Below are 1,691 nucleotides of genomic sequence, written 5' to 3'. Positions count from 1 at the left end.
GGCCGAGACTGTGTAAAAACGTAGGGCTATGTAAACGAAATCGCATCAGTAAACGTTGAGCCAGTATCTCATCACTTTGGGTGCTAAATGAAGCGCTTTATTGAGGGCGAAGAACGCGGACAAGGCACGCTGCTGCCCGAGCACTTGGACGACTACGTGGTCGAGAATAATCCGGTTCGTGTAGTCGATGTGTTCGTCGACGAGCTCGATCTCGCCAGCATGGGTTTCGCTCGGATAGTGCCGGCGAAAACTGGCCGGCCGGCTTACCATCCAGCCGTGCTGCTCAAGCTCTACATCTACGGTTACCTCAACCGCATTCAGTCGAGCCGGCGGCTTGAGCGGGAGGCCCAGCGCAACGTCGAGCTGATGTGGCTGACGGGACGCCTGGCACCTGACTTCAAGACGATAGCGAACTTCCGAAAAGATAACGGCAAGGCGATCGGTAAGGTCTGCCGCCAGTTCGTCATGCTGTGCCAGCAAATGGATCTTTTCTCGGATGCGGTCGTCGCGATCGACGGCAGCAAGTTCAAGGCCGTCAACAGCAGCGACCGCAATTTCACCGATGCCAAACTCAAGCGCAGAATGGCGGAGATCGAGGCAAGCATCAGCCGCTACCTGGCGGAGCTCGACACTGCCGACCGGCAAGAGCCGGCTACTGCACAGTCGAAAAGCGTTCGTCTGAACGACAAGATCGCAGCGTTGAAATCTCAAATGGCCACGCTCAAGGAAATTGAAGCGAAGCTGATAGAGACTGGCGAAACGCAGATCTCGCTGACTGACCCGGACTCGCGCTCGATGATGACGCGCGGTGCAGGAATCGTTGGCTATAACGTGCAAACCGCAGTCGACGCCAAGCATCATTTGATCGTCGAACACGAGGTAACGAATACCGGCAGTGACCGTGACCAATTGTCTGGCATGGCCAGGAAAGCCCGAGCTGCAATGGGCACGACGACCCTTACGGCAATTGCTGATCGCGGTTACTTCAAAGGTGAAGAAATCCTGGCCTGTCATGAGGCGGGCATCTGCGCTTTGGTGCCGCCTACGAAAACTTCCGGGGCTAAAGCGGACGGCCGATTCGACAAGGCCGACTTCGTCTACGACCCGCAAAAGAACGAGTATCGCTGCCCGGCAGGCGAATCTTTGATATGGCGCTTCGCCAGCGTCGAGAAAGGCATGACCAACCATCGGTACTGGAGCTCAAACTGCAAAGGCTGTGCTCTTAAGGACAAGTGCACGCCGAGTTCGCAGCGGCGGGTGACCCGCTGGGAACATCAGGACGTGCTCGACGAGATGCATGCGCGTCTCGAGCAGACTCCAGATGCCATGCGAATCCGCCGCTCGACCGTCGAGCACCCGTATGCAACTATCAAGGCATGGATGGGATCGACACACTTCCTGACGAAAGGGCTGGAGCGTGTGAAGACCGAGATGAGCTTGCACGTGCTCGCCTATAACTTCAGACGCTTGATGACCCTGCTTGGCATGCAGGGAATGCTGGCCGCGATCAGGGCATACGCCCATTTTCTGACACTGCAAGGCTTGCTTCGGCCGTTTTCTCTGCCGGCGTTGCTGAGGATGCAGAAAGTGGATTACATCGCCTGGAGCGTTTCCTTATACTCCAGAACTACGCTCAAACTGTCCAACTCGGCGACCGCGTCTCGTTCTTGAGTTTTTACACGGCCTGGGCC

General features: G+C 56.7%; 1 pseudogene. It reads left to right on the top strand.

From position 1 onward, the window contains the following. Positions 1–87: 87 nt before the first annotated feature. A pseudogene (locus KO538_RS28950) lies at positions 88–1,515 on the top strand (IS1182 family transposase); the annotation flags it as partial. Between the last annotated feature and the right edge of the window lie 176 nt (positions 1,516–1,691).

The sequence above is a fragment of the Janthinobacterium sp. NKUCC08_JDC genome, from assembly GCF_019345575.1.
Lineage (GTDB): Bacteria > Pseudomonadota > Gammaproteobacteria > Burkholderiales > Burkholderiaceae_D > Janthinobacterium > Janthinobacterium aestuarii.
Note: the sequence above shows the minus strand (reverse complement) of the source record. Positions and strands in the feature narration are given on the sequence as shown.